The 25,753-nt window shown below is 50.5% G+C and carries 17 protein-coding genes and 1 other RNA gene; 14 read left to right on the top strand and 4 right to left on the bottom strand.

All coding sequences use genetic code 11. The features are described from left to right. Positions 1–291 precede the first annotated feature (291 nt). Positions 292–681, bottom strand: a transfer-messenger RNA (tmRNA) gene (gene ssrA / locus EYC98_RS20890). 424 nt (positions 682–1,105) lie between these two features. Between ssrA and EYC98_RS20885 the strand changes: the two genes are divergently transcribed. Beyond that, entirely contained in the window at positions 1,106–3,805 is a 2,700-nt protein-coding gene (locus EYC98_RS20885; protein WP_279247350.1) for an SEL1-like repeat protein, read from the top strand. 289 nt (positions 3,806–4,094) lie between these two features. On the opposite strand, the gene EYC98_RS20880 is transcribed toward EYC98_RS20885, so the two are convergent. Beyond that, positions 4,095–5,831, bottom strand: a complete 1,737-nt coding sequence (locus tag EYC98_RS20880; RefSeq protein WP_279247349.1) for a choice-of-anchor I family protein — start codon at positions 5,829–5,831, stop codon at positions 4,095–4,097. 294 nt (positions 5,832–6,125) lie between these two features. Between EYC98_RS20880 and EYC98_RS20875 the strand changes: the two genes are divergently transcribed. From EYC98_RS20875 to EYC98_RS20850, 6 genes are all read left to right on the top strand, one after another. Next, a complete protein-coding gene (locus EYC98_RS20875; RefSeq protein ID WP_279247348.1) occupies positions 6,126–6,383 on the top strand; it encodes a fascin domain-containing protein in 258 nt (85 codons plus the stop codon). Between the two features lie 43 nt (positions 6,384–6,426). After that, entirely contained in the window at positions 6,427–7,467 is a 1,041-nt protein-coding gene (locus tag EYC98_RS20870; protein ID WP_279247347.1) for a hypothetical protein, read from the top strand. Between the two features lie 52 nt (positions 7,468–7,519). Further along, on the top strand, positions 7,520–8,029 hold the full coding sequence (locus tag EYC98_RS20865) for a hypothetical protein (RefSeq protein ID WP_279247346.1): 510 nt from the start codon (positions 7,520–7,522) through the stop codon (positions 8,027–8,029). 92 nt (positions 8,030–8,121) lie between these two features. Next, a complete protein-coding gene (locus tag EYC98_RS20860) occupies positions 8,122–9,162 on the top strand; it encodes a hypothetical protein (protein WP_279247345.1) in 1,041 nt (346 codons plus the stop codon). Between the two features lie 430 nt (positions 9,163–9,592). Further along, the gene (locus tag EYC98_RS20855; RefSeq protein ID WP_279247344.1) at positions 9,593–11,782 is read left to right on the top strand and encodes a glycosyltransferase; all 2,190 of its coding nucleotides are present in this window, start codon (positions 9,593–9,595) and stop codon (positions 11,780–11,782) included. Between the two features lie 73 nt (positions 11,783–11,855). Then, complete coding sequence (locus tag EYC98_RS20850; protein WP_279247343.1) at positions 11,856–13,922, top strand: methyltransferase domain-containing protein; 2,067 nt, start codon at positions 11,856–11,858, stop codon at positions 13,920–13,922. A gap of 10 nt (positions 13,923–13,932) precedes the next feature. Here the strand turns inward: EYC98_RS20850 and EYC98_RS20845 are convergent, their stop codons facing one another. Then, a complete protein-coding gene (locus tag EYC98_RS20845; protein WP_279247342.1) occupies positions 13,933–14,784 on the bottom strand; it encodes a phytanoyl-CoA dioxygenase family protein in 852 nt (283 codons plus the stop codon). A gap of 511 nt (positions 14,785–15,295) precedes the next feature. On the opposite strand from EYC98_RS20845, the gene EYC98_RS20840 reads away from it, so the two are divergent. After that, complete coding sequence (locus tag EYC98_RS20840; protein WP_279247341.1) at positions 15,296–16,366, top strand: hypothetical protein; 1,071 nt, start codon at positions 15,296–15,298, stop codon at positions 16,364–16,366. A gap of 13 nt (positions 16,367–16,379) precedes the next feature. Here the strand turns inward: EYC98_RS20840 and EYC98_RS20835 are convergent, their stop codons facing one another. After that, positions 16,380–17,354, bottom strand: a complete 975-nt coding sequence (locus EYC98_RS20835) for a hypothetical protein (RefSeq protein WP_279247340.1) — start codon at positions 17,352–17,354, stop codon at positions 16,380–16,382. An 881-nt stretch (positions 17,355–18,235) separates the two neighbouring features. On the opposite strand from EYC98_RS20835, the gene EYC98_RS20830 reads away from it, so the two are divergent. The 6 genes from EYC98_RS20830 to EYC98_RS20805 all read left to right on the top strand — a co-directional run bounded on the left by EYC98_RS20830 (position 18,236) and on the right by EYC98_RS20805 (position 25,576). Further along, the gene (locus tag EYC98_RS20830; protein ID WP_279247339.1) at positions 18,236–18,562 is read left to right on the top strand and encodes a hypothetical protein; all 327 of its coding nucleotides are present in this window, start codon (positions 18,236–18,238) and stop codon (positions 18,560–18,562) included. A 191-nt stretch (positions 18,563–18,753) separates the two neighbouring features. After that, a complete protein-coding gene (locus EYC98_RS20825) occupies positions 18,754–19,644 on the top strand; it encodes a hypothetical protein (RefSeq protein ID WP_279247338.1) in 891 nt (296 codons plus the stop codon). 93 nt (positions 19,645–19,737) lie between these two features. Then, entirely contained in the window at positions 19,738–20,799 is a 1,062-nt protein-coding gene (locus EYC98_RS20820; protein WP_279247337.1) for a hypothetical protein, read from the top strand. A 590-nt stretch (positions 20,800–21,389) separates the two neighbouring features. Beyond that, positions 21,390–23,132 (top strand): hypothetical protein, encoded by a 1,743-nt coding sequence (locus EYC98_RS20815; RefSeq protein ID WP_279247336.1) that lies wholly within the window; start codon positions 21,390–21,392, stop codon positions 23,130–23,132. A 7-nt stretch (positions 23,133–23,139) separates the two neighbouring features. After that, the gene (locus EYC98_RS20810) at positions 23,140–24,270 is read left to right on the top strand and encodes an acyltransferase family protein (protein WP_279247335.1); all 1,131 of its coding nucleotides are present in this window, start codon (positions 23,140–23,142) and stop codon (positions 24,268–24,270) included. A gap of 1 nt (position 24,271) precedes the next feature. Continuing rightward, positions 24,272–25,576, top strand: a complete 1,305-nt coding sequence (locus EYC98_RS20805; RefSeq protein WP_279247334.1) for an FkbM family methyltransferase — start codon at positions 24,272–24,274, stop codon at positions 25,574–25,576. Positions 25,577–25,753: the final 177 nt, after the last annotated feature.

The raw sequence follows: 25,753 nt of genomic DNA, 5'->3' as shown, positions 1-25,753 counted from the left end.
TTGGCTTCTGAATACGCGACCTCGCAAGCGGTTTGGGTTTAAAACACCGCAAGAACTAATGGAGCGTGAAATGGACGGAGGGTTGATACGTGTTGCACTTGATTCTTGAATCCAAGCAGAGCCCTTTATGAGCATTGTTCTTTGTTCTTTCGAAAAAAGGGCTCTGACCCCTTATAGTGAAAAAAGGGCTCTGACCCCTTATAGTGCTTATCGAGGCCTGAGCCGATGTTGCCTTTTCCTGCAGCATAAACCAAAAAAGAGCTACCTTGCGGCAACCCTTTTTCAGTTGTTTGGTGGAGGCGGCGGGAATTGAACCCGCGTCCGCCAGTACTCTGCCATCGGCTCTACATGCTTAGATTCCGTCAATTAATTTAACCGCAAACAGCCCGACGGGCAGGACGTTATTGGCGATCCTGTAAAGTTTTAGCAGTTCCACCCCAGGCAGGCTTCACAGCGATCCAGTTCTATATGACAGTCAATAGCGCGGGGCTGGCACCTTGCTAAGGACCGCTAGGGCCGAAGCCACTAGAGGTGTTACAAAGGGCTACTTACGCAGCCAGTTGTGCACCGTAGTTGTCGTCATTGGCAACTAATAGTTTGCAGCTTTGGATTAACGTGATTGGCTACCATCACGGCATGCACCTCAGGGTTTGTGACCGTCGTCGAATCCAAATCGCCCCCGTTGTGAATGACCAGTATACCTTAAAAAGGGTAGTACTAGCCTGTGTTATTGATATGGGGGCAGGCGGGGCCATTTCAAGTGCTCGCTAATCAGTCCTGGGCGGTGTTGAGTGCATTTGAGTAGGCTTGGTTGCTGTAGATGTATCGTTGGTTGTTGGCGGAATGAATTCGGCCATTATTCTCGACTAGCGATGAGTACTTTTAATACTTGGGGCCAACAATCTACTCATTTCTCCAGGCCCTAACCATCCTGACAGGAGCAGCATTTTGGAAGCTGTCGCGGTGGCGGCATATCGTCGACATGTCTGACAGCTACTGATAGGGTGATATTTGTCGCATCATTATAAGCGGGGTCTGAAGCCCTCCTGGCCCGGCTTTCTGTTATTGGGTGATGCGCCAGGGAGTCTTCACTCAAGGATGAACTATGATGATGTTTGTGCGACATTTTGCAGCGCCCCCGGGTTACCTGATTGTTCTGTCTGAGAGGTCAGTGACGATGCGCGCCTTGCTGCGTTTTACCCTGCTGCTGACAATGGCCATTTTGCTCTCCGGCTGTCTTATCACGTCCGAAGAAGCCCTATATTCTGTGGGTGATGATGTTGGGATATCTGTCACGCGTCTAGGTGTATTGAATGAAACTATAGACGACGACCTGCCAGTGCTCACACTTCTTGAGCGCAAAGGCACTCATTATCAGACTCTGAATGTGCACTTCCTCGAGTCCATACTAAAGGGCAAATCAGGCTTGGATAGTACTGATGAGATGCAGGCTCTGTTCAAGCGATTACCAGGCTACCCCGACCACTATATCGCTCAGGTTCAGCTGAAGGGCGAAGACTTCTTTTATAGCCTGGTTACCAGGCAGGGCTCCCGGCTCCATGTGTCGTTAATGCTGTTGACCGAGGAAGAACGTGAATTCGCAGAGGGTTCTGGCCTGCACGTGCCTGAATTTACCTTGGGCTTCTTTTTTGATAATGCAGCCCAGCTGCAGGAATACGCTCGTTACTGGCTGGAGCTTAAGGGAAGTCAGTGGTATCTGGCGCCGAGATCCATTGACCAGAAGAGCATGCTGTTTTCTGGGGATATTGTGGAAGGTGAAGAGAATATTGCAGCGGCGAAAGCAGCTACGCTGGAATTCGGATGTCTGGCGAAAGCGGGTCACCCGGGGGACCCCGCTGTAAAGGCGCTAGCGCCGCCTCACAATAGAGGCAAGCTGCTGATTGCCATTGAGTCAGAGCAGGCTATTGCACTATGTGAGCGTTCGAGTACTCAAGCTGGTGCTTCACAATCAGCTCGGTACGCGCTCGCAAGGGCGTATGAGCGGGCAGGCATCTACCAGCCAGCGAATGGCGTGCCAGGGTCTCTGGCTATCGCGCGCGAACTGGCAGAAGAGGGGTTTGGGCTCGGCTTCGTGATGCAGGCAGCGGCTTATACGAGTGGCAAGGGAGTAGAGAAGGATCCGGAGCGAGCGTTGCAGTTGCTGAAGGAGCAAGCGCCGCAAACGGATGCCAACGTGTTGCAAACACTCGGTACCCTCTATTTTTATGATTATCTCGGTGCGCCGAATTACCCATTGTCCTTACAATATACAACTGCCGCGGCAGACTTGGGCAGCTCGGAGGCGCTGGCAACGCTGGGGAATATGTATCAGTTAGGCCTGGGGGTAGAGCAAAGCCACGCCACGGCACTGGAGTATTTTGTTCAGAGTGCGGCGGGCGGCAGTTCGCGGGGGCGCCACCTGCTAGGCATGGCTTACTATAATGGCTATGGCGTTGACAAGAATTTGCAACGAGCCTTTACCAATATCGAACAGGCAGCGCAGACGGGTTTCCCGGCCGCCATGTACGCTGTTGGTTACATGAGTGCCTACGGCCAGGGCACAAAAGAAAGCCGCTACACTGCGCTTAATTGGCTGCGCAAAGCGGCGCGTGCTGACCATGCACGGGCAAAAAAACTGGCAGCGCAATTGTATTATGAAGATCCTGCGCAGGCGCTCAAAGATGATGAGTATGAATCCTGGTTAGTACAATCTGCAACGGAGGGTGATGCCCATTCCCAGTATCTACTTGGTTGGCTTTACGAAAGCGGCAGGGACCAGAAGCCGGACGAGTACCATGTTTACTCACTAAATTGGTATAGGAAGGCTGCCGCTCAGGGCTATGTTGACGCGCAGTTGGCCTGTGGTCGACTGTATCTGGTACAAAAAAACTACGACAAGGCGCTGTCATTTTATGAATCTGCTGTGGAACAAAAAAATGGACGAGCGGCCTGGCAAATGGGTGAGTTGTATTTTGAAGGGCGCGGTCACAGTGGTATGAGCGCCGGTATACCGCGAGATATCAAGCGCGCCACCGGCTACTACGAAGCTGCAGCAGATCAGGGTATTGCGCTGGGGTTAGTTAGACTGGCAATGGCCTATATATCAGGCCATCAAGTTGCCAAAGACGTGAGCAGGGCGGCGCTCTATATGTCGCGCGCTGCCGAGATGGGCGATCCCGAGGCGCAGCGCGCTCTGGGATCAATGTACATGGAGGGAACAGGTGTGCCCAAGAATACCGCGCGCGGGTTCCAGTGGCTCGAGAAGGCCGCCGACCAGGGCGAATCTGTTGCGCAGTTCAGTTTGGGTGTGATGTATGAGCAGGGCACTTTTGTTGCGCAGGACTACGGTACCGCCCTGGACTGGTATAACAAGTCTGCGGCCAAGGATTACCCGCGAGCATGGAACAACCTTGGCCATTTGGTAGAGAAGGGGCATAGAACCAAGCAGGACTACGCTAAGGCTATTCAACTTTACCAGCTGGCCGCTGCGGAGGGTGTGGGTATTGCGCACGGCAATCTGGCGCGGGTGCTGGCAACAGTGGTTGGTTACAAGGATCCAGACAAGGCGACCATGCATGCCAGAGAAGCTATAAAGCTGAATGACAAAGCTTATAATCACGAGTTGCTCGCGGCAGCATATGCTGCCAACGGTCGTTTTAGCGACGCCATCGTTGAGCAGGCAACGGCCATTGCCAAGGCCGAAGGCGAATCACGGCCATCCCCGAATCGCGACCTGCGTCTGAGCATTTATCGTAGAGGCAAGGAGTTGAACTGTTTTGCCGGCGGCGAAAAGGGGTGTTTTTAAGGGTTCTACTGCAAAGCAAACTCAATGTGTATGGCAATGGCGCCGCGACCTTTTCCGGTGATGTGGCGCACAATGGCGGCGAGATAGGCGTCAGCGGAGGCAGCAGGGCGCTGTTCTTTGGCGCGGTGACGTGGTTTTGGCGTGAGGTTAAATCAAACCCTTGGCCGAATAAATTCGGCCCTACAGGGTAGGTTGCAGAGTCCACACAAGTGAGGGTTGCAGAGCGCCTAGCGTGGGGTCGAATTCATTCGACCATTATTCCGCGCCCCTGAAGCCGCTGGGGCATTGATTACTGCGTAATTACCGCGATATTGAAGTAGCTGGTAGTGCCGCTCACTTCATTGCCCGGGATCAGCATAGGGTTGCCCGTCGGACTATCCTGAGCGGCTACAAACTTGATCGACTCCGGCCCAAGGTCGCCGACTAGCTCCAGGTCATCCTCAACATCTGCAACCGTAAAATCGCGGGCATTGATGTACTGAACAAACTCGGACGCTTCCGGTGTCGTAATGTTATACACCATGATGCCGCCTACACGCTCAAGGCCGATGAAGGCATAGGTGCGCCCCTCAATCACCGCGATCTCAATCGCCTCGGGCTCGGGGCCCTTATCGTCGGAGCGATCATCGCCTTCGTTGTCATCATTGCTGGCGTTAAAACTGTCACCCAAACGGTTGGCAGTAATCACTTCAAAGTCGCTGCCAGAGTCGAACACCGGCTGACCTGTTTGCGTATTCCAGATGGTAAATGAGCGCGCACCGTAGGAATACAATGCCTCATAGGTACAGTCAGTCTCAGGCAGGCCGGTAGTGGCCAGCGATGCACAGGCGCCAGTGGTGCCCAGGTTCGCAATGACCTTCAGACGGCCCAATTTTTCGTTATCTTCAAAGTCCGCGCCCGCCAGTGCGACCAGATCAGGGTCAAAACTCGCACCATTGTCGGTAATATCTTTGATGCGAACTTCATCTAGATAATGAAAGCAATCGCCGTCTTCAAAGTCGAACCCGCCCTGGGATGTGCAATCACCGGCGTCAGTTGCATCGGTCAGGAATTCACGGGCTTCCTCTTCGTTGGCAGTAACAATGTAAGTCACACCATCGAATTCGAAGGTGTCAGCGCCGTCAGGCATATAGGTGCCAAACACTGGCACAATTCGAATGTTCACCCCATTGTCGCGGTTGCTGGGGTCCATTTCATTGCCGGGAATATTGTGGTTCTTATAGCCCAGACCCATCACCGATTGGATGGTGTTGGTGCCCAAGTCGACTACAGCCATGGCGTTGTTTTTCTGCAATATGACATAAGCCGTACTGCTGTCAGCCGAGACACCCACGTATTCCGGCTCAAGGTCTGCGGCGACCGAGGTCGCTTTACTAGATATCCGCACAGGCCCGGTTAAACCACCGCTGTTAAAGGCGGTAAAATCGAGACGTGTCACATTGGCCGCTGTGACACTGCCAGCACCCGCAGAAATATCCACTATCGTTATGCTGCCTTCGGGGTCTACGGAATAATCGCCATTGGGCTCGCCTTCGTTGGCAACCAGCACCTTGTTGCCATCAGGTGTGAACGTCACCATATCCGGCAGTGCACCGGCTTCCACCGCACTCAGAAAAGTGCCATCGGTTTGGTAAAAAGCAAGGTAACCGTTGGCCTGCTTGTTGGCAGCTTCGATAGCCACGGCCAAGGTGGCATTACTAACCGCTACACTGTTGGCGGCTCCCAGGTCACTGGCATCCATGTCAAGCGTACCGGCGACATCAGCAGCCACATCCAGGGACAGGCTCAAGGTTGGCGTTGAAGGGGATGAGGCATCAATAACATCAATTTGACCAGAATTCGCATTCACCACAAAGGTCATACGAGTGGCGGGGTCATAATCGACTATCTCAGCGGCAGACTCATCGAATACGCCTGTTTCATAGCGTCCCAGTAAAGACAGCGAGATGGTATTCGCTGTTGTGTTAGCCCCGTCGAACCCATCGGACCCGTGGGGCCGACTAGGCCGCTCCCGTCGAGCCATCATCACTGCTGCAGCCGACTAGCGCCAACGAGAGGCTCACAGCTGACAACGCAAGCATTTTCTTCAAGTTCATTTATTCACTCCCTGGTATACGTGTTTTGGTTACGGACTTCAGTCAGTCAAGGTAGACAGGGGCCATAAACTTTTAGTGACCGTGCGATGAAGGGTAGACGAAAGGTAGATTACGGCTGCAGCCTGTTTCACACAGCCGCGCCAAGTAGCGAATGCCCCGTATGTTGCTAGTGGCAATGGCGCACTTATCGCCTCGGCTGAAACCGGGGGGCTGCGGAAACCTTTTTGTTGGTCGATGCCGGGAATGGTTTGGTAGCACTGCAATCATTGGAGACAGAGAACTATGTCACGGTACTGGAAGACGGAACACTCGAGGCTACAGCGACTTCTATTAGCGAATTCGAATGGTTCAGCCTGGTTGAAAATGCGAACGGCTTTTATGTCGCCGCGGAATTTGGCGGAGCAGGCAACCTGGTAGTCGATCGCGAGGCGGTTAACACGTGGGAACAGTTTGGCCTGGCAGAGGCAGAAGTCTGGGCATAGCTATGCGATAGGCTGTCGCCCTAATGCCAAGGCCTATCTGGATATGCCGGCGACCGCAGCGGCGGGGCTGAGTAATGTCCCTGTGCTGTTATCTCAAACAGGTGCATTCAGCGACACTGCGGCGATGACTCCCAGTAGCAGCCTGATACCTTACGAGCCAATTGCGACACTCTGGTCTGATCGAGCGGAAAAACTTCGCTGGGTTGCTATTCCTTCAGGTAGAAAAGTCATCTGGTCAGAAGAGGGTAAATGGCAGTGGCCTGAGGGCACCGTATTCGTTAAACACTTTGCCTTACCTGTGGATGAAAGTGATCCCAGTGTGTTGCGTCGCCTTGAGACGCGCCTGATAGTCATTATGGAGGAGGAAAAGGTTTACGGCGCAACTTACAAATGGCGTGAGGATAATTCCGAGGCAGATCTGCTGACCGCGGGGCTGGCGGACGAGGTGACTGTTGCCTCTGCTGACGGTGACTGGCAGCAAACATGGAATTACCCCAGTCCAGAGGATTGCCTGAGTTTTCACAATGAGGATGCGAAAGGCGTGCTGGGTGCTAAAACAGCTTCCTTGAACGGTGATTACGAATACCGGGAAAGCATCACTGATAACCAGCTAGTTACGCTCTATCATCTGGGTATTTTTTCTGCGCCACCGGATGAAGGGATAATTCCCAGCGCTCCCGCGCACGCCAATATCAGTGACGCAACAAAATCCCTTGAACACGGTGTCAGGTCTTACTGGGATATTAATTGTGGCGCCTGTCATGGGCCGCAGGGAATTGCTGCTTTGTGGGATGCGCGTTATGAAACACCGCTGGAAAATCAAGGTGTGGTTAGCGGCCAATTGGCTAATCAGAGAGACTATTTGGAAGACTATGGATTAGCCAATCCGCTTGTGGTGGATCCAGAGAATATCGCCAATTCCATCTTGAATATTCGGGATAAAAGTGTTGATTCTCAGGACCGGATGCCACCGTTGGCCCGCCTACTCGAAGATACTGTTTACCTGAATGTGCTGGAGCAATGGATTAGCGGCCTGAATGCCGCTGAGAGATCAACCGCCAGATCCCGGAGAAGTCGCCGATGAATTCCTCCCAACCCTCATCCGTATGCCCCAAAATCTCATTAAGGGCAATTGAATGAACAATATTGGCATCTTCTGCTACGACCACTTCATCACTTCGCCAAATGGCACGCGGGGTGATAGAAGCTTCAGGCTCCACAAAAGAATCTTTAGATTTCACTGTTTTAGGTTGGCCTCTCACATTGTGTCGAAGTGTTATTTTGAAAAGATACGTTTCGTTCATACAGGGTATAACGGCGCCCTGGGCAGAAAAGATCGCTTCAGGTTATCCATCATTCACATGAATTTCAAATTCCCGCTGGACATGGTCGGGCGGCCATTTGTGCGGCTGGGCCAGTTGCTTCACCAAGGCAGAGTAGTGCACGTTGATGAGTTGGTAGAGCAGTGTCTACTCCGGACGGTGAGGTTCATCGGCACCGCCACCAACGGCATACTTGCCATTCGCCAGCATGTTGAACGCGCCTCCGCTCTCCGTCCGGCATCAGACTCTCCGACGAACTGTTGCTTATCTGATTTTTCCGGTACGATTGAGCTCGGTAATATCTTGAGCTCTATCGGCAAGTAATCCATGCTAGCGGCCAATTCAGGTGTTCGTATTCCACCAGCACTACAAAACGTAATTGGAAGGGCTTCAGCAACTTTTATGATAATCAGCTTATGAAAATCTTCAAAAAGTACCTGACTAAAAGCAATATCCAAGATCAAAGCGGCAAGAAAAAGCCAACCATATATTTTCATTTTGGCATGGCCAAAGCGGCCAGTTCAAGCATTCAGTTCTGGCTGAATAACAACCGTGAAATACTTGTAAAAAACGGGGTTCTCTATCCTGATTCATTTATTGTTAATGATGCTCATTACGCGTTTAGTTCGCTTTTTAATTTTGGCCCGCGTGAAGTGAAAGACAAGGGTTCTAAACTCGAAGAGTTAAGCAGCTTGGTTAATCAATACGTTGATACGGGTCAATACAAAGCTATTGTCTGGAGTTCAGAGTTCTTCTCGGGCCATCGAGATATCAGTGAGCTTAAAGATTTTTTCTCCGACTTCAATTGCCGCATAATCATCTACCTTCGGCGGCATGATTATTGGTGGCAATCGAAATACGCTCAGGATCTTAAATTCCCTAGCGAAAGGAGTCATCCCACGGGCCTAAAGGCCTATATTGATTATCAAGTACAGCTGGATTCTCAGAGTCTTTACGCAACGAGTCTGGATGAATTAGCAAGAGTCTTTGGTCGAGAAAACCTTATAGTTCGGCCACTCGAACAAGAACAAATGCCGAAAGGCTTGATTGTCGATTTTTTAAATATCATCGGAGTCAAAACTAGTGGTTTAGACATCGGCACGACCACTATCAACAAAAAAATGAGTAACCAGGCTAACTATATTCTGGATCACGCACGAATCAGCGGCATTGCACGCGCTGAGTACGGGAGGCTTAGCAATTACCTACAAAAGAACGATCCTTTTTCAGACAGGTCTCCGCTTTTTTCCCCAGAAGAAAGACTGTCTATGCTTGAGCACTACCAGAGAACGCAATACGACCACATTGCTAAAACCTATCTGGGTAGAGCCGATGGCACATTATTTTTTTCGCCACTGCCGCAAAGTACAGTGCCTTGGCAGCCGCCCGAATTACCTGAGACTGAAGAAATTATTCGTATTATAGCGGCCTCACAGCGAGGCGGGTACCAAAACTGAATCAGTCATCCTGACGGCGAGCCATTTATACTCAAGAAATTGAGGGTCAGCCAGATATTTGCGAAAATCGTCAGACCGAATGTAAGCTATTGAAATATTTGATTAAAGATAATCAGTGGCAGAGGCAACAAGGTACTCCGTTGTCGCGGATTCGACGTAAATTAGGCTTTACCCTAAAGTTGCTTGCACCACTGACGTAACACTGCAACAATTCACGCGATTTCTGCATGGCTAGTAGTACCAACGGCTTCAAATTCCATGGAGTACATCGTTTGTTTAGTCACTTCGTGTTGTCTGTTCTAAACCACTAAATATGTTGGGCGACAGCAATCGCGATATCATTCGGTTGAGGTTACTCAGGCTGAGAAATCAGCGCTAGGAGGATCATTGCGTCACGATTTCACTCTGGTATTCAGCAGGTACACAATTTGTGAATAATTCTCTCACTGTGATTGTCCCGGTTTATAGCGGTCTTGAAATAGTCAAGGCCTGTCTGGAGAGCGTCCAGCAGTCTGTATGCGAAAGCGCCCATGAACTGTTGGTCATTTATGATGCTGGGCCGGAGCCTGATCTAGAGGCCTACCTGGAAGAACTCGACCGCACGACAGATATCCAGTTGCATAAGAATCAGCAAAATCTGGGATTCGTAAAAACCGTAAACCTTGGCTTTCAGCTCGCCGGAAGTTCTGATTGCATCATCCTCAATAGCGATACCCTGGTCCCTGATGGCTGGATAGACCGCATGCTTTTTCTGGCTGAGCGCGACGCGACTATAGCCACGATCACACCGTTCACAAACAACGGTGAAATATGCTCGTTCCCTAATTTTTGTCAAGACAATGATTTGCCCTGGGGTATGTCTCACAAGTCAATGGACAGAATCTTTCGGGACACGATGCCAGCTGATGCCGTTGACATTCCGACCGGTGTTGGTTTTTGTATGTATTTACGCCGAGAGGCGCTAGATAAGGTCGGCAGCTTTGACGCCAAACGCTTTGGTCGCGGATATGGCGAGGAGAATGATTTCTGCAGGCGTGCTGCCGAATCAGGCTTTCGCAATGTTCTTTGCACCAATCTCTTTGTTTTCCACTCGGGCGGTGAAAGTTTCGGCACTGAAAAAAAGCAACTCATGGAGAAAGCGGCGGATATTATGCTAGCGCGACACCCCAATTACGGCGTGCTGGTGACACAATTTATCGGCCGCGACCCGCTCAAGGCATATCGTTTTCAGGCGGCACTATCCCTGCTCCAGCACTGTGATGAACCTGTGGTACTCGTGCTCAATCACGGCATGGGCGGAGGCGCCAACAAATACATCAACGACCTGCGGCAATTCTACCAGCGCAATGCACATTTTGTAGTTATCGAGCCCGGCGATAGGGGTGACTGGATTATCACTCTTCCACAGTGGCTACAGGGCCTGCAATTGTCTCTGGATGTTGACAAGGAAGAGGAGCTGCTCTTCTCCATTATCCAGTCGATCAAGCCCAATTTTACCCTGGTCAATCACATCAAGGGACTGGAAACACAGGTACAGAACCTGCTCAGGGTCGCTGACAGTGAGTATGCGCTGATACTGCATGATTACTACCTGATTTCCGCCAATCCCACGCTCACCGACTCAGAGGGGCGGTTCTCTCCGGAGCGCATGACCAAATCCGCTTTGTTCAAGAAGGATATCATCGCAGGTAGCGGCTTGTCGGTTGTCGAGTGGAGAGCTTTATGCGATTCGCTTTTTGAGAACGCTTCGTTTGTGATCGCTCCCAGCAATAGTGTGCGAGATATATTTGAAAAGCACTATCCGGGCTATTGTGTGGAGGTACGAAATCATCTGGACGCTGAGCTTATAGGGTGCTATCCGCCGGTACAGATTAGGAGCATTTTTGAGCACTCGCCGGTGCGTGTCGGAATTCTAGGCGCCCTCGGCAAAGAGAAAGGCGCAGATATTCTTGAGAGCGTGGCCGAGAAAGCACGCCGCCAAGGCTTGGCAATCGAGTTTTACCTGGTGGGATTTGCCTATCGTCCACTGTCTAGCGCCGTTGTTACCCACGGTGTTTATCAAGAAACCCAGCTCAAAGGCTTACTGGACAATTTCAAACCGAACTTTATCTGGTACCCCTGCCTGTGCTCAGAGACCTATTGTTTTACTCTGAGTACGGTAATGGAGATGGGCCTTCCGGTGATGGTCACCGATATTGGCGCACTGCAGGAGCGCACAAGGGGGAGACCTTTCACGAAGGTGGTACCCTATCAATCCACCGTCGACGAGTGGCTACTGGAGATCAAGACTTTTGCAGAAGAGATTCGCAGCGATTCCGGCGCCGTCAAAGTATGGGAGCAGCAGCAGAAAGTGCCCCCCTATTACAGCGGCGAATTTTATGAAATCATCAAAAACGCTTCACGCTCGGGAAAAAATACTGAGATGCCTTCGATAGATAGTATAGAGGCTCTTCTCGAGAAAAACGTCCCCAGAGGCGTGGGGCTGAAGGCGAAAATATATCAGCTACTGATCAAGCTTCGCATGCACCCCAGGCTTGCATGGGTTTCTGTTGTGATGCCTTACAGTCTGCAGAAGAAGATAAAGCGAATGCTTTCTCGCAAGTCCGTGCACGAATACTAGTATGGTCAGAAGCAGATAAGGCGAATACTTTCTCGCAAGCCCTTTTACGAATACCAGGATGGTCAATAACGCTATGCACTTTATTGTTTATTCAAAAACAACCGAAGCAACAATTTCCACTGAGCTGGGTCAGCCAGAATACAGCTACTACTTTGTGCTGAAACAGTTCCTGCCAGTGCTCGATAAGCTGGGCACCGTGCTTATCGCTGCTGATGAGGCGGATGTGAGGGGGCAGTGTGAGGAGCTGGTTGCGCGTCAGGAGCCCTGCGTATTCCTGCACTTTTCAGCGCCGCATAACTTTTTTACCGGCCTGCCCTGTCCATCTCTTCCCGTATTTGCCTGGGAGTTCGATACAATTCCTTGCGAAAGTTGGGCAGCTAACGAGAAGAACGACTGGAGGATTGCATTGCGAGCGGCGGGTGCCGCTATTACCCACTCCCAATACACTGTCGAAGCAGTCAGGAATGCGATGGGGCAGGACTTTCCAATTCTCTCCCTTCCCTGTGGCGTCTGGGATGACGTTGAGTCGGTTAGAGCAGACACTCACCGTCTCGAGCCTATCAAGAACTACAGCCTGCGCTTTACCGGAATCCTATTAGACAGCCATCATATGGCACTGGGTCAAAGCTTTGAGCCGGAGCCGATTTCCGGTAGCGAATCCGACGATACTGACGCCAGTATTGAGGACGTTCGAAGTTCAGTATCGTTACAGGGGGTAATCTATACCTCGCTCTTCAATCCCTATGATCTACGAAAAAACTGGCAGGACATGTTGACAGCATTCTGCTGGGCCTTTAGGGACACCAGCGATGCCACCTTGCTCATCAAAATATCGGCGAGTCATATTGTAGAGTTCAGTGATGAGGTGGCAAAGTATCTCGCGCGCCTTGCACCCCTGAATTGCCGGGTTATTGTAATCAAGTCGTACCTGGAGCAGCCTGAATATAACAAGCTGATAGCAGGCACTAGCTACTACGTAAACACCTCTTTCGGGGAAGGGCAATGCCTGCCGCTGATGGAGTTTCTGTCCGCCGGAATACCCGCGGTGGCACCGGCGAGCACGGCGCTTGCAGATTACATGAATGAGGATATTGGCTTCCTCGTTCATACTCAGGAAGAATTGTCATTCTGGCAACATGATGAACGCCAGTCCTTCCGTACCATGCAGCACAGGGTGGTATGGCGTTCCCTTTACGATGCCTTTACGGAGAGCTACAAGGTCGCCAAAGGAGATATAGAGCGCTATGCATCCAAGGCCGAAGCGGCAATCTCACGACTTGAGGCGCACTGCTCACGCAAGGTTCTTACTCGGCATCTGGAGTCGTTCATCACCTCCAATTTCAGCAAGGGAGAAAGTGGGGTGGTACCCCAAGCTGTCGAGGAAAAGCCTGAATTGGCCCATCAACTGGAAACTGATCCGCTGCTGAGAGCCTCCTGGCAGGACAGTCAGTACAGTGGTTGGCATAACAATACGATGCAGGAATTGGTGCAGGGCTTTCGACTTGAAGCGGGAGATACCGTGGTCGACGTTGGATGTGGAGAGGGGGGTAACTCTGCGTTCTGCGCCATGTGGGCGGAGGAGGTTATCTACTGCGATTTGAGTGAGGAAAGCCTAAGCATAGCTCAAACGAATATGCGGCAATTTACGCGGTGCAAGCATCGGGGATTTGTCGCCAATGCAGAGGCCCTGGACCTGGAGAGCTCGATAGCATCAAAAGTAATCTGTACAGAAGTTCTGGAACATGTGGAAGATCCGCTTAAAGCGCTTTCCGAACTGCACCGTATAGGAAAGTCGGACTGCCTGTATTTGCTCACGGTTCCCGATGAACTGGGAGAGCTTCTGCAAAAGGAAATTGCTCCTCCGGAATATTTCCAGAAACCCAACCATATCAGGATACTATCTCGAGAAGCTTTCGACCACATGGTGGAAGAAGCCGGCTTTGTCATTGAGGATAAATTCTACAGTGGCTTTTACCAGGTTATCTGGTGGACTCTGTTCTGGGATGATCGGCGCGAGTTGTTGGAGCAGTGGGCAGAGCTCTGGCTGCTGTTAATGAGCAATGATAAGGGGCGTAGCATCAAGGCCGCATTCGACAAAATGATGCCCAAAAGCCAGATGATTATTGCCAGAAAAGCCTGAATATCGTCAGCTAGTAGGTGTTTGGGTAGTCTTTCCAGTAGTACTTGAGAGCGTCATTTTCCCAATGACTGTAGATACTGTCCCAATTCAGCCCATCGATACGCCATCCATGGTGCGGCTCAAGGTTGGCTTTCCAAACCGGTGCGCCATAATCACAAAAACGCGTATCTACACTCAATCTAGAGGCGGATCTCAGGATGTTAGGTTCAGCCTTGTGTACGGTGCATGAATTGAAAATGATGACATCCCCCTTTTTTACGTTCGAGACATGCCAGGTGGCTTCGTCATCATAGATCTCGCATTGCACGCCGCCAACCCCCTGCGCCTCGAACACTGGGCGAACACCCCGCTTATGTGATTTGGGTAGCATCTTGAGGCGACCCATTCCCTCAGATACATCATGCAGCGCTACCCACATACCCGCCATGGTCGGACCAGCGCCGTGTGAGTGCGCGTCTTGGTGTGGAGGGGTTTCATAGCCCAGTTTTTTGGGGGTACCTATACGGGCCATTGTCATAGGGTAGACAAACACCTTATCTCCCGCCACCACTCTCATCAGCTGTAGGATCTCATCATCATGAAAAAACTGATGGAAGACTTCTAATGCCTGCATACGAGGATAAACATCATCCCAAATTGGATCCGTTTCGAAGAACGGCTCTCCACTCAGCTCTGGAAGGCTGGTCTCTGTATTGAGGCGCAGATGCGGCTCAAGCTCATTCAGAAAAGCATGCATCAGGGCATCACATTTTTCTGCCGACACATACTGCTGTATGTAGAGGTATCCCCACTCGTCGAAGCGCTCCTTCAGAGTCGACGGCTGATCAATTCGCGATACAATAAAGTTCTCATTGATGGACATAAGACATATTCCAATAAGACCGAGGTTCAGGGAGAAAAAGAGTATATTGGCATGGGGCGCTAGAAGCAATTTAGGTACTGTTACCCTCTATGCGAAGTTCATACTGAATTTCCAAGATATTCATTCTCGCTAGCTGCGCAGTGCCAATGATTAAACGAGTCACTCTTGTGCATTTCAAGCCGCGCTTTCAGGGGGCCAGCCCAGCCCAGCCGGCGACTGGATTTAAGCATTACAATTTGCATTGATCCTCAGACGATCATCTACCTGAAAACACCTCATCATTGAGGCCACCCCTGCATGTGATAACATCAGCTCAAAAGCTGGAGGGAAAACCCGCAGGGAACAGGCATCTACTGCCTGACAGATCAGGGGATAATCGGTGTTACCAGGTCCACGCAAATTCTTTTGTATTCTCGCATTGCTTTGCCTCTGTTCCTGCGAACACATTCCTCGCTCTACCTCTCCGACTGCACCTATACTGGTGGCGACTCCCTGGCCAGAAGCTTCAAGAATGTTTCAGCATAGTGAATCCTCGGGGCTTCAGTGGAAGGGTGCCGACGTGGCTAACAGTCTCGCTCTGGGCGATGGACGAATACTGTGGGTGTTCGGAGATACGCTGTATGCAGAACCCGGAAGCAATCGCTGTAATCGTTTCAAGGGCTTCAATATTAGTGTTCATAATTCTATGTCTGTTCAATATGGCAGCGATCCAACTACGGCAGAAATCAAGCATTTTTGGGGCTGGAGGGACGGGCGCCCCTCCTCATTTTTTGAGCCAACGAAATCTGACGGCAGCTGGTTTTGGATGGGCTCTACTGCGCTGGTGGAAGGTCATGTTCTGGTGTTTCTGATGCAGGCGAGAGCGCTGGAATACAGTTCAACTGCCGGGGATACCTGCGCCGGGCTTAACTTCGAGATTATCGGTTGGCAGGCAAGAATGGCAAAACTCAACGAGCAAGAGCCCGCTGACTGGAATTGGCGGGAGATGCAATTGCCAGTGGATAACAATTGGCACAATATCCTCGCCGGGTCGTCCAGTATTCTGGTTCGTGATGGCCACCTTTATGCCTATGCCGGTGGTCCTGGTGAGTTGATTGGCAATCGCGTTTACCTAGCAAGGTGGCCGCTGGCAAAAGTCCTCCAGTACGACCTCTCCGAACCGCAATGGCATACGGACAGAAGCTGGCAGTACCAAGACGCGCTTGCAGCGAAATATCCCAGTCCTATAGTCATCGACGGCAATAATGAAGTCGATATCAGCCCAATACCCTGGTCGGGAAGTGGTCATACCTGGTTATTTTTACAGAGCGCCTACGGCTACCAGTCACCCCTGTGTTACAGGACCGGCAAGTCACTTACTCAATTTGGCCCTTGCCAGATCTTCTATAGCCCTCCGGAGCTGGAACGCTATCCTTCGAGCCCTTTGCTTGTCTATGCACTGAAATTGCATCCTGAACTATCAGGCCAGGAGGGCGATTCACTTATAGGCACCTATATGGTCAACAGCTGCCGGCTTGAGGACATTCAGGAAAAATGTGACCTGTACTATCCCCAGTTTCTGCAACTCAAGCTAGCGCAGTAACCTCGGGACTGGATCAGGCCATCTGCGCTTGCAAAAAGATGCTCTGGATTTCCGCCTCACTGGGAGGCGCGGGCGAAACCCAATCCTGGGAGAGATCCGGAATCGGCGCATAGAACAATTCACCGTTTTTTCTGCCGAGGTATTTTTTTGCAATATAGCTGTATTGTGCCGCCTGGCAGCGCTGGACAATATTCAACCTCTGCTCTGGTGAAAGTAATGGCGTTCTGTCTGTGAACGGGTCATTTGCCTGAAGATAGTAGCTCAGTTTGACGTACTCGCTTTCAGTCAGTACTCCCGATCTGGCCAGATCGAGGATATAGCAAGCTTGGTTAGAGAGCGCCCTATTTTCTGACACCGCTTCAGTATTTATTCCCGCAGGCTCAAACTCTATCGTCTGCAGAAAATCTGCAACTACTCCCCCGCGATTCTGCTCTTTCTCCAGCGGGCGGACGAGAATATTTTCTCGTCCAAAAACATGCTCCCACCTGTCGATAATATCCGCATAGCGGCTGTAGTGATCGGCTTGCTCGACATACTGTATGAAGGCTTCAAGGCCACGAGCGTATGGCTTTCGACCAGGAAACTTGAGCGCTTGCGCATATCTGGACTGCCACCAAAAATCGTGCCGCCTGAGATAAATGACAACCTTGCACTCATAGTCTTCGAAGAAACACTTCAACTCCGCAACATCATTGTCATTGATAAAATACTCTGAACTCCAGACAATCTTGTTATAGCGCCCCTGGCGGATTTCTTTACATAGAAGATCCTTCAGCTCGGACTTTTTCTGCTGCCGATTCTCATAGTCAAATGGACCAAAATTAAAAGTGGAACTAAAGGGGTAGTGAGCATCGCCGTGGCGATAGAAGTCAGGATAGAGTAAGCCTCTTTCCTTGAGAAGAGCGCCTTGGGAATTCAGCCATGACTGCAGGGTCGAACTTGCGGTCTTATTCATACCAATATGGATATAGACCCTTGGATTTGTCATCTTGAATTCCATCCGGACGAGTTACTCCGCCCACTCAGAGTAAAATTGTTATCTGCGAGTAAAAATGCGTTGCTTCACGAGTGCGCCGGGCCGATCCTCTGGCACGGCACGGGCGTCTTTTTGTAATTGACTATCATGAGCAAAGTATACAGCCGCAGCATACAAAGTCCCCAAATTCTAACAAACCGTCGACGGAATAAGCCGATCCCAGACAGATATCGCCCGGTAGTTCGCATTCTATACTTATTAATCCCTCCAAAGCTGGAGAGTTTATGAGAGGGAGTTTCCAATAATATCAACGCAATGGGTTTTCTATGACACAGTCACGATTGAGCACTGACAGTTCCAAGGCGCATATGATTCCAGCCGGCCCTGTCCGGCTGCCTGACGAGGCCATAAGCGAGTGAAAAGTGCACTGGGAGTTGGATGAATGCGCGTCTATTTAGATCAATGGGCATAATTTAAACCAGAGCGTCGGTCAGGTGTTGTCGCACCGCTGCTAGCGACCCCTGTAAATGATGTAACTACCACATCATTTATGGAGACTGCTATGTTCCAGTGCGATAAGCTAGCAGCCCGCGCCAGAGTTTGGTGTTCTGATTTCAGATAGTGGAGGAGAAGAGTTAAGAAGGCCAGTGCTATCCCAAGCGGGTTTGGTAAGTTAAGCCCCCGTGGTTTAGGCGCCCAAAGGCACAAATCACGGGTCGGGCTGCTAGATCTCCGGTATGACCCGGTCAAGGACCGCTGATCCAGATTCCCCGTAATTTTCTTGTGTTCGAAACATTTTTTTCAGCGCCACGGACCGGGGTTTTTCCTTTTTCAATAATGAGTTTTACGAGGCGCTCAAGGACTTATCATTTGAAGTTCTTTGAGGCGAAACCGTGATTATAGTGGGGCGCAATGGCATAAGAAAATTAGGCTTACTCAAGGTGTTGTCGGGTATCTATAGGCCCGATAAGTGCAGAATGGTAAACGGTGCCCGAAAGACATCCCTGTTGACGCTGCAAGCAGGGTTTGACGTAAACCTCAAGGGACGTGACAATGTCCGCCTCAACGGTATGCTGCTTGGCTATAAGAAAGTTTACATTCTATCGAAGCTGGCAGAGATCGCTGAATTCAGTGAGCTGGAAGCATTTTTCCACGCGCCGATAAAAACCTCTTCGACGGGTATGAGGGTTCGGCTCGGGTTGGCCACAGCCTCGTTTTAACTCCCGAAGTACTTTTTATTGGTGAAATATGAAGGCGAACCCACAGGGATACTCGATGCCTACCAAGGCCTTTGAGATAAACGGAGTCCGGGTTTGATCGCAGTGGTTCAACGTACATTAATATCTGGCATTCACCCATGTCTTTGAGAGGCAGACTGAAGCGCCTGGCGGGCAGTTATAGAGGGAAAGACTTGATTGAATTAGAAGAACACAACTTTATCGTCTACCAGTTCGGAAAGGTTGCAAGCACCTCCATTGTTAATTCACTTAATAGGTTACCGGATGTTGCCGCCCACCAATGCCATTTTTTGGGCGTGAAGAACTTTCAGAATGCGGTTGGCACGCTTAGCAATCCCGGACTGGATGACTACTTCTATGAGCATCTTGAGGGCCAGCTGACTCACAACTTGCGCCTGAACAGGTTGGCTGTGAGATTCAAGGCAGGTCTGGTGGCTCAAAGGCAGCTGCATTTCGTTTCCATTGCTAGAAATCCCGTGGATTACGCAAGATCGGCTTTGCTGCAGGACATAGAAGGTTTTATCAATAACTTTGTAACCGTCTGGGGGCGTGGCGACCTGCCAGAGGAAGAGTTTGTGATAGAATCGGTGCAAAAGCTTCTTGAGTTGTATATTGAGTTTTTGGAATCAGCAGATGTCGCCGGCATGCAGAACATGGCTCCTGTGCCAAAGTTTCTTGAAGCACGTGGATATCGTGAAGAGACACTTAGATCCCTGTCCCAAATGGTTCAGCTGATGCATAGGCCGTTGGTCTGGTTCGAAAACCAACTCTGCGATTACCTGGATGTTGGGCTGGAGGAGATCGCTTTAAATTCGACGGGCATTCTGTATAAGGATTTGGGTTGGAGTGATGTGTATCTTTTTAAATACGAAGAGCTTGAAAAGGGCGTCAGGAAGGTTGTTGCTGACCTTGGGCACAGCGGTAACTTTGCTTTTTCGAGGGATAATGAATCCGGGAAAAAGAAGTACTCGCAGATCCTATCGCAGTGTTTTTCGGAGGATTACAGCGATCAGATACAGGCCTTACAGCGTGCATCGAGCTACTGTAAAGCGTTTGGCTATTAGAAAGATACTAGGATATTAGGCGACCCATGATGTACGTTGATTCAGCCAAGGCTAACTATAGTTTAGCCGCCACTCCAAGGTAGTAGAGTTCGAATGCTAGCGGGAGGCTTTGCGATTAGACCGATCAGCGATGAGCTTGGCAAGGTAGCCGTTGCTGGCTGGGCATACGATACGACCGACAGGACGCGGCAGGTTGAAGTTAGCGTTTATGTTGAAGGCGAATTGCGCGCAGCAGCTATAGCTATGGAATATTATGTCGGGCTCGAATCACTGGACGTGCTTGATGGCTGTTGCGGTTTTGTCATAGAGCTTGAACTGTCGGCAGAGGCAGGATTGTTTGCTAGAAATGTGTCAGTGGTCGCTGGAAATGAGGCTGTCTCTTTGCCGAATGTGGCGCCGCGCGAGACGCTCAATTCGCTTTTTTTTATTCATATCCCCAAGACCGGCGGCACGTCGCTACGAAAGCTACTGGAATCTAGAGTGGAGAGCCACAAGGTATTGCCGGATGAAAATTCGCTGCGCAGATTTGAGGGCTTCTACCCCCCGGCAAGTGTGCTGGAATGCTACGCGCAGGATGAGTTAGAGCGCTATCAATTACTGAGAGGACATTACCATTATGATTATGGCATGCTCCTGCCCCAGCCTTGTATTACGATTACGGTACTGAGAGAGCCCGTTTCACGGACACTCTCGCATATCAGAATGTTACAGCGTAACTGGCCGCCGTTGGCTGAGCTCTCGGTGGATGAAGTGATCGCCTCGAATATTGCTGAAATCGATAATCTACAAACCCGTTTTCTAGGTCGGTCGATTAGTGAGTTCAGGACCTCTGAGGGTATTACGCCAGACTATGTTCCTGACACGGTGTCGCTTACTGAAAGTGATTTTGAGTCTGCCGCAAGCAATCTTCGCAAAATTGACTTTGTTGGTGTGCAGGAAGATATCCTAAGCCTGGTGAGAAGACTGTTTCCCAATGATCCCGATATTGAGTTGGGTCAGGACAACGCTTACCGCTTCGAAGAATCGATTAGTCAGGCGTCTCGTGACCTCATCGCGGAACACACGCAGTATGATAGCCGACTATACAAATTGGCTCGGAGCTTGAGTGATGCCGGGAAGCACACATCTTCACTTTCCGATGCTTCGATATCATGAGAGAGTCGGTTGGAGCAGTGCCCGTTGAGAAAAACATCAACGATTCGAGCAGTAGTAGCAAGATATTGGCGCTTACGTTCCTGGCACTGGCGGTCCTCTCAGGCTGGTTTTTGCATCCGGCATTGTTTCAGGATCAATCCCTGGTTCACGGCGATAACCTGCATCACAGTTATGCCATACTGGTTCACCATAGTAAGTTACTCAGTGAGGGGATTTCGCCCTTCTGGACGAACCTGGTCTATGGGGGGCATCCGCTGTTTGCTGAGGGTCAGGCTGGGCTGAGTAATCCTCTCAATATTCTGATCGCTATGGTTTTTGAGCCAGAATTTGGACATAACCTGATTCACTGGTTGTCAATGATCGCTATAGGGATGGGCTGCTACGGTCTGTGCCGCAACTTGCAAATTTCACCACTCAGCGCGATGTTTGCTGCCATAGCAGCCGGACTCTCGGGCCTATTTATTCAAGCCAATAGTAATATGACAGGTATGGAGGCCTCGATCTGGATCCCATGGACATTGTGGGCTTTCGAAGCCTGGCTGCGAGGGCCCGGACTAAAAAGTTCCACTTTGTTTGGCCTGAGTACAGCAATGCTGGTTTTTTCAGGATACCCACAATTTTTTCATGGCGTGGTGCTATATATGTTGTTTAGCCTCGTTTCATTCCCGTGGGAGAGCCGCATTCGGTACAGCCGATATGCGGCGTTTAAACGGTATCTCAGGAGCGGCGCCTGGGCCATCGCCGTGTGTGCAGGTATCAGTGCCATTCAGTGGCTTCCCCTGTTGGAGCTGACCGAACATTCTCATCGCAAAGACGGCATAACCGTACTCATCGAGATAGCTGCGGAATATTATATAAGGGGCCTGATGTACTCCGTTGATCTGGCTGAGTCGGCCTGGTTTTTCCCCATTACCAGTAGTCTTTTGGTGTGTGTGCTGGCTTCTGCGGTAGGTTTTTCCGCAAAAAATAATCTGCGAATTATCGGGCATCTTGTCGCCGTCTTTATTCTGGTCAACCTTGCCTTGGCGCAGCAGTCGCCGCTTTATACGTTCGCGAGAAGTTATGAGCTGATACCTGGACTATCAAATTTCAGGGCCATGTTCCCGTATTTTTATGTTGCAATATTTGGTCTCTGCATATTCGCGGCAAAGTCGCTGGACTGGCTGTCTACCACAAAGTTATTACACTCGACCGATGCGCGCGGCGGGATCATGAAGCTTAGCCTGGTGCTGCTATTTTTCGTTGCTTGGGTCTGCATAATTTGCAGATACCACATTCCTGAAGTATCGAGCTTCCACTATGTTACGCTGGGAGTTGCTATAGCCGCGGTGCTAGCGGCAAATTTGACCAGATCACAGTTTATTATTCCGGCAGCAGCTGTGGCGGTGCTCATCGTTGAGGCGGCTGTCCTTCGTGTTGCTCCCTTTCAGTTTGTTGATAATTCAATTCTTACCACGAGGCCGGAAGCCGTCGCCCTTATTGAGGCTGACCCGGATGCCGCTGATTACAAGCATTACCACATCAGCCAGGGCGGACTTGCCTTCGTCAATCCCACTAAAAGGGATATTGAAAGCCTTGCCAGAGATGAGTTGAATCATATTATTGCGGCTACCAATCTGCTTTGGGGTATTCCTTCATTCACGGGAGCATTTGCGCTGCAGTCCAAGCGTCAGGTGATGCTGGTAGAGCACGTTGATGCCGAGATTAGAGGAGACGCCGGGCAGGTTGCCGGTTTGCGCTTGATCGATTTGCTCGCCATCAAATATATTTCCATGCGTCAACCCACATCCAGCGAAGCTTTTGAGACACGGATCAGTACGCGGGAGCCGCGCACGCTACTTTTCATGGAGAACACTGCCGCACTTCCGCGCTTCCAGACCTATCGTGACGTAACGGTCGTAGGCGATTCCGAGAATGCCCTTGCAACCCTCAAGCGGCAGAAGCAGAAGGCCTTGGTTCTCGAAACCAGTGATCTCATACCAGCAGCTCATCTGAAAATAAGTGCGCAGTACAGTGATCAGCCACGAATAAAGCTGACTCATGACTCGCCTACATCGTATAAACTCGCTACTGAGGCGGACGGGCCGTTCTGGTTGTTTCTGGCAGATGCCAACTATCCTGGCTGGCGCGCAACCGTTAGTGGGGAAGCGGTGCAGGTCTACACAGCGCAAATACTGGGCAAGGCTGTCTATATCCCCGCGGGCAGTAACGAGGTAGAAATCTATTTCGAATCGAAGAGCTTGAAGATCGGATTTTTGCTGGCGGGCTTGACCTTGATAGGAATCCTTCTGACGTTCGCTATAAATCGATTCAGAACATTGCGCAAAGGCTGAATAGAAAATGAAGAACCGCATTGATGATATCGAAGCGCTGAGGGCCTTTGCCGTACTGGCGGTGGTGCTTCAACATGTGAATGGTAACTTGATAGACTGGAGTTCCGGCTCCCTGAGCTTGCTCCATGACTATTTTGGGGGTTGGGTGGGAGTCGATCTATTCTTTGCCATATCGGGCTTTGTCATCGCCAAAACGCTGATTCCAAAGCTCAAAAGTACCTCTGGCAATAGTGAGTTCTTCAGTGAGTGCCTGTCCTTCTGGGTGCGAAGAATCTACCGCTTGCTCCCTTCGGCCTGGCTCTGGCTGTTGATCATGATGGTGCTTGTGATAGCCTTTAATAACCATGGCATTTTTGGCAATATCAGGGAAAACTGGCAGAGTACAATTGCCGCCTTGCTCAACGTGGCGAATTTTCACTTCGCAGAAGTCTATGGAACGGGTGGTCAGAGGACCAACTTCGTGTACTGGAGTCTGTCGCTGGAAGAGCAGTTCTACCTGCTTTTCCCGCTGGTAATTTTCCTCTCAAGGAAATGGTTGCCGCACCTGATCTTCGTTGCCTTTATCTACATGATTGTGACACCAACCGAAGGGTCCGACCTGGTGTTTCGAACACATGCCATACTGGGTGGGGTGCTACTCGCTATGTGGTCAAAACACGATTCGTATCAGCTGATGAACCCGACGATTCTCGCGACCAGCACTGGTGCGAAGGTGTTCACTATAGGCTTGCTACTGATGCTCCTGGTATCTCTCGGGGCCGAGGGCTTGATGATCACGCAATGGAGAATCAGCGTAATCGCCATTGTTTCGATTTTGTTGGTGGGTATCGCATCTTTTAACGGCAACTATATTATCCCTGCGAATAGTTTGCTCAAGGGCCTGGTACTTTGGGCGGGTGCGAGGTCCTACGCAATTTACCTAACGCATATACCGTGTTTCTTTTTCTCCAGGGAGTTGTGCTTGCGAATACAGGGTATCTACCCTGATTTTTCTGACTACTATCGCCCCAGCGTCATTGTTGTCGCGTTTGTGCTTATTGTGATTACCAGTGAGCTCAACTTCAGGTGGGTCGAGTCACCGCTGCGTTCCAGAGGCGCGCAAGTATCCAGGGGCATCAGCCTGAGATCGGTAAACTAGCGTGTCGCTCAAAACACTCAAATACTTTATTCAGCGTTATACCGGGTTCGCCTCCAGAAATTTCTGTCGGCTTCGAATTGACGGTCTGTCTCAAGATCTGTTTATTACGGTGCACGATAAAATCGATACCGAAGTTTCTGCAACGATCCGGGATAAGGGAATCTGGGAACCCGACGAGACCAGGCTGTTGATCAACGCACTGGAGCCGGGACATAGCTTTATTGATATTGGAGCGAACATTGGCTATTTTTCTTTACTCGCCGCAGTTTTGGTTGGCGAGGAGGGCAGCGTATTGGCATTTGAGCCGGATCCGAGTAACTATGCGCTTCTGCAGAAGAATATCCATGCCAATAACAGTACCAACGTATATGCATTCAAGCTAGCGCTTTCCGATCAGGCATCTTCAGGTCATCTCTACCTCAATGATAGTAATCTGGGTGATCACCAGATCTTCAGTAACGACGACTCCAGGGTAAGCGTGCCCATCGAGATAAAGCGAGCCGATGACGTCATACTGCCTGAAATCTCCCGCACCAACTTCATTAAGATTGATACACAGGGCTCCGAATTTCACGTCTTGAGAGGCATGTCGACCCTGCTTCAGAATAGCTGTGACAACCTGGGTATGCTGATTGAACTGAGCCCCAACAGCCTCAGCGAATTTGGCGTCGACCCGCACCTGCCAGTTCAGCTGATGGTGGAATATCGGCTAGAGTTCTATTTGTTGAAAGAGGGCAAGCTCGTCAGCTGTAGTCCAGAAAATCTACATCAATGGATCGCAGTGACCCAGATGGATGCTGATTCCGAGGGCTTTATGAACTTGTTCTGTTGTTCTCCTGGATTCCTGCCGCCGGGCGGTTGGTCCGACCTGCCGCTGGTAGACCTCGATCCGCTTGATGTGCTTCTTGGGGGTGCGCTTGCAGCGTGGAATGGACACAGAGTTTGTTGTAGCGATGCCGGCGAGTTCGTGTACTTGAAACGAGGTTGGGATCTGCCTTCTGATTGGGGCATTCGCATGAATGCTGAAGAAGCTTTGATCAACTTCAAGCCTGCCGCCTTTCTGAAGCCAGGTACCGTATTGTTCACATTCGATATTTGGTGGGAGGAAAGTGACCTCGATATTTTGCTTGAGGTGTATATTAATGAGGAGTTGATTGGTAGTGTCAGTCGTGAAGTGTGCGCGATTGAATTTGCCAGTCAGCATTTTGAGAAAGAGATGGTTTCCATCCGCCTGCGCCGGGATGATTCAGCGTCTTCCAATAAGGGTCTTGGACTTGCCGCCGTTGAATGGCGCTGGATCGACTGAGCTCAAGAGCCAGAATATTCGAAAGATGTGAGTGTAATCCCCCCAGAAATCCGCAGAGGTTATAAGTAGAGAATTCCATTAAAATGAATGCAGGAGTTTCCTATGCGACAGTCCCGATTTAGTGATAGCCAGATACTGGTGATCATCAAACAGAATGGTTATGGCTCTACAATAACG

Origin of the sequence: Candidatus Litorirhabdus singularis (assembly GCF_026262625.1) — a bacterium.
Classification (GTDB): Bacteria; Pseudomonadota; Gammaproteobacteria; order Pseudomonadales; family Halieaceae; genus Litorirhabdus; species Litorirhabdus singularis.
This window is presented reverse-complemented; position numbering and strand designations above follow the sequence as displayed.